Below are 4,343 nucleotides of genomic sequence, written 5' to 3' on the forward strand. Positions count from 1 at the left end.
TATTATACCAATTCCCAAAAGTGTGGCTACACTTTTGGGAATTGAAAACTAAACCCAGTAAGGGTTTTAAAATGACAAAATGGCGTAGCCATTTTGTCATTTGGTATTAATCCTGTGTTGCGGTTGTCATCTGCCGTCAATCGTATTACCCAGAAGAGAGGAACAGCGCTAAGCCCCGTTTTTCTCTTCTGGGCTGTGGCGACTATAACAACCTAAGCGATAATTAGAACGACATAAAGCCCCAAAGATGAGTGGCGGTGCTTCGCACCACCACTCATCTTTGGGGCTTTATGTCCTAAGCAAACCTTACATTGTTTTCTTGATTGCCACAATATTAGAGAATAGGTTTAGCCTATGCGCTGCCTCTATTGTTTATGATGTACAACTTATGTGGTTTGCCTATCTTTTGCTTGCGATCGCCTATCTCTTAGGATCTTTCCCCACAGGTTATTTAGTGGGACGGTTGGCTGGTATTGATATTCGTCAGCTTGGCTCAGGTTCAACAGGAGCAACCAACGTATGGCGTAATGTTGGCAAATTTGCGGGGATTCTCGTATTTATAACTGACTTTGCTAAGGGAGTGGCGGCAATTTACATGATGCAGTCGGCAAATTGGTTGATGACAAGTCTAAATATCAAGGCTGAGGCGATCGCTCAAAACGAGCTGTCGTTGTTGGTAATTGGTGCGGGAATGTTGGCTTTGATCGGTCATAGTCGTCCGATCTGGTTGGGATTTAAGGGCGGTAAGTCGGTAGCGACGGGGGTAGGGATTTTGTTTATGCTGAATTGGGTAGTGGCGATCGCTGCTTTTGGTATTTGGCTAGTCACGATGGCAATATGGCGAACCGTTTCGATTAGCTCCATTGCCGCCGCCGCCGCCGCCCCATTCCTCATGTGGACAATGCAAGGAAATATGATTTACGCCAGCTTTGTCACCGCAGGATGCGCTTTTATCATCTGGCTGCATCGTTCTAATATCGAACGTATTCTCAACGGTACGGAGTTTACTTTTAAATCAGAGCCTAAGACATAAAGTATAGCTATCGCCTGTACTAGGACATAAACCCCAAGAATTGACTGGCGGCGCTTCGCGCCGCCAGTCAATTCTTGGGGTTTGATTTGTCCTAATTCAAGTGACTGTAGCTATAAAAAGCCCTAGGTTTGGTTTTAGTGGAAAGTTAAAATCAAGTTTTCCCCGACTGAGATATCCATCATTAAAAGCATGGAGCCACTTATCATGTTTGACCTCCCCGAAAACCTATAAAGCCAAAAACTAAACCTCGTCAGAGTTTTCAAGTTAAGAAATGGCGTAGCCATTTCTTAACTTGGTATTACGTTAGCTGCCAGCTTTACTACTTCGCAGCCACAGGTATACCCAAAATATCCTCAATGCGAGGCATATCCTTGAGCGCAATCACCCGACCTTGATCTTCAAAATTGGCAATCTGGTCAAAGTTGAGATAGCGATAGAGGTCATTGGCAAAGGGATCGATCTTTCTGGTGACGATCGCCTTGTATTCTTCCACCGTGGGAATGCGTCCGAGTAAGGCGCAGACCGCCGCTAGTTCTGCCGAACCGAGATAGACACGAGCATCTTTGCCCATGCGGTTATTAAAGTTGCGGGTGGAAGTCGAGAAGACGGTTGCACCATCGGCGACCCTTGCCTGATTGCCCATGCAGAGAGAGCAGCCAGGAACTTCCGTTCTTGCGCCAGCAACACCAAAGGTACTGTAAATACCCTCTTCCTTAAGTTGGAACTCATCCATACGGGTAGGTGGGGCGACCCAGAGACGCGCTTTGACAGCGGCTTCTTTTTCGAGAACCTTAGCAGCGGCGCGGTAATGCCCGATATTAGTCATGCAGGAACCGATAAATACTTCATCCACGAGATCGCCTGCTACTTCCGAGAGCAACTTCACATTGTCTGGATCGTTTGGTGCAGCAACAATGGGCTCCTTGATCTCATTGAGATCGATTTCGATAATTTCCGCATATTCGGCATCGGGATCGGCTTTCATGAGCGAGGGATTAGCGAGCCATTCTTCCATTTTGGCGATACGGCGCAAGAGAGTCTTAGCATCGCTATAGCCACGGGCGATCATGTTTTTCATCAAAGCAATATTCGATCGCAGATATTCGGCAACTGTTTCCGTACTGAGCGCGATCGTACTACCAGAGCAGGAACGCTCGGCAGTGGCATCGGTTAACTCAAAGGCTTGCTCGACTTTTAGATCGGGTAAACCTTCAATTTCCATAATTCGCCCAGCGAAGACATTCTTTTTGTTCTTCTTCTCCACGGTAAGCAAACCTCTTTGAATCGCAATATAGGGAATCGCATTCACGACATCGCGGAGGGTAACACCAGCTTGCAATTCACCCGTGAAGCGAACTAAGACCGATTCGGGCATATCGAGGGGCATAATGCCAAGGGCGGCAGCAAAGGCGACTAATCCCGAACCTGCGGGGAAAGAAATGCCCAAGGGGAAACGGGTATGGGAATCGCCACCAGTACCAACGGTGTCGGGCAAGAGCATTCTATTTAACCAAGAATGGATAATGCCATCATTGGGGCGCAGGGCAACACCGCCACGATTGGAAAAGAAATCGGGAAGTTCTTTGTGGGTTTTGATGTCCGTGGGTTTGGGATAGGCGGCCGTATGACAGAAGCTCTGAATCACGAGATCCGCACTAAATCCCAAACAAGCGAGTTCCTGCAACTCATCGCGGGTCATCGGACCTGTTGTATCTTGGGAACCTACGGTCGTCATCAAGGGTTCGCAGGAGGTGAAGGGACGCACGCCAGCAACACCGCAAGCTTTACCCACGATCTTCTGAGCGAGGGTATAGCCCTTGCCAGTATCGGCAGGGATAGCAGGAAGAATAAAGATATCGCTTGCAGGCAACCCGATCGCATGGCGCGTTTTAGCGGTCAAACTGCGCCCGATTAAGAGGGGAATTCGTCCGCCAGCGCGCACTTCATCGGCGATCGTATCAGGAGCGAGACTAAAGGTGGAGAGGGTTTCACCAGCCGCATTGGTAATTTTACCTTCGCGAGTATGGATGGTAATTATATCCCCCATCTCTAAATTTGAGACATCGCACTGGATCGGCAATGCTCCCGCATCTTCAGCAGTATTAAAGAAAATCGGAGCGATCGTACTTCCCAAAATTACACCCCCCGATCGCTTATTGGGGATAAAGGGAATATCATTGCCAATATGCCATAGCACCGAGTTAATCGCCGATTTGCGCGAAGATCCCGTCCCCACGACATCACCCACAAAGGCAACGGGATACCCCTTTTGCTTGAGTTCGGCGATCTTTTGCAAGCCCTCAGGCATCATCGATTCCAACATACTCAATGCATGGAGGGGAATATCAGGACGGGAGAAAGCCTGAGAGGCGGGAGAAAAGTCATCGGTATTGATTTCACCTGTTACTTTAAATACCGTAACTGTTAAGGTTTCGGGCAGAACAGGACGACTGGTAAACCATTCTGCGGCAGCCCAAGACTCGATCACCGATCGCGCTCTAGCATTAGTTTTTGATAGGTCTAAGACTTGATTAAAGGCATCAAATACTAGGAGAGTTTTCTTCAAGGCGGTGGCGGCAAGCTCTCCCAACGCATCATTGGTTAATAGCTCGATTAAGGTCTGGACGTTATACCCGCCCACCATCGTTCCCAGTAGCTCTACTGCCAAGGTTGGTGAAACTAGGGGTGATTGATGTTCACCTTTAGCGATCGCCGTTAGCCAGCCAGCCTTGACATAGGCAGCTTGATCGACCCCAGGGGGAATGCGATCGCGTAGCAACGATAATAAAAATGCCTCTTCGCCAGCAGGGGGAGCTTGTAACAAATCGCAAAGCGCCGAAGTTTGCGTTGCATTTAAGGGTAAAGGGGGAATGCCTTGCTGGGCACGTTCGGCAACATGGTCGCGGTAAGCGGATAACATAGGTATTTATTCTTGATTTTTTACAAATACTTAATCTATTATCCTATTACTGCCCCCCGTTTCGATTCGGCACGTAAATTACAATCCTATGGCAATGCTTGAATTAGCTAGCAAAAAACTATCCTAAATGATACCCCCCCAAAGATAAGTGGCATCACAAAGCACTGCCACTTATCTTTGGGGGTTGATATTCTGAACAAAACTTGCATTGCTATAGCTAAACTTCACCCTTGCTTTTCAGAGTCTAAACCAATCCCCACCTTGTATTGGTTTATAAGTATTAGTTTATAAGTATTGGTTTATAAGTATTGGTTTATAAAGTTTAGTAAGTCTTTCATCCAGTTCAAAAGCAATGACAGTTAAAGCGCCCTAATTAACGTCAGTTCGGGT

2 protein-coding genes are annotated in these 4,343 nt (G+C 47.4%); one reads left to right on the plus strand and one right to left on the minus strand.

Annotated elements, in window-relative coordinates:
- Positions 1 to 247: 247 nt before the first annotated feature.
- The gene (gene plsY / locus AC805_RS05990) at positions 248 to 1,033 is read left to right on the plus strand and encodes a glycerol-3-phosphate 1-O-acyltransferase PlsY (protein ID WP_082429411.1); all 786 of its coding nucleotides are present in this window, start codon (positions 248 to 250) and stop codon (positions 1,031 to 1,033) included.
- 319 nt (positions 1,034 to 1,352) lie between these two features.
- Here plsY and acnB read toward each other — a convergent pair whose 3' ends face one another.
- The gene (gene acnB / locus AC805_RS05995; RefSeq protein WP_055074575.1) at positions 1,353 to 3,953 is read right to left on the minus strand and encodes a bifunctional aconitate hydratase 2/2-methylisocitrate dehydratase; all 2,601 of its coding nucleotides are present in this window, start codon (positions 3,951 to 3,953) and stop codon (positions 1,353 to 1,355) included.
- Between the last annotated feature and the right edge of the window lie 390 nt (positions 3,954 to 4,343).

Source organism: Pseudanabaena sp. 'Roaring Creek', assembly GCF_001402795.1.
Lineage (GTDB): Bacteria > Cyanobacteriota > Cyanobacteriia > Pseudanabaenales > Pseudanabaenaceae > Pseudanabaena.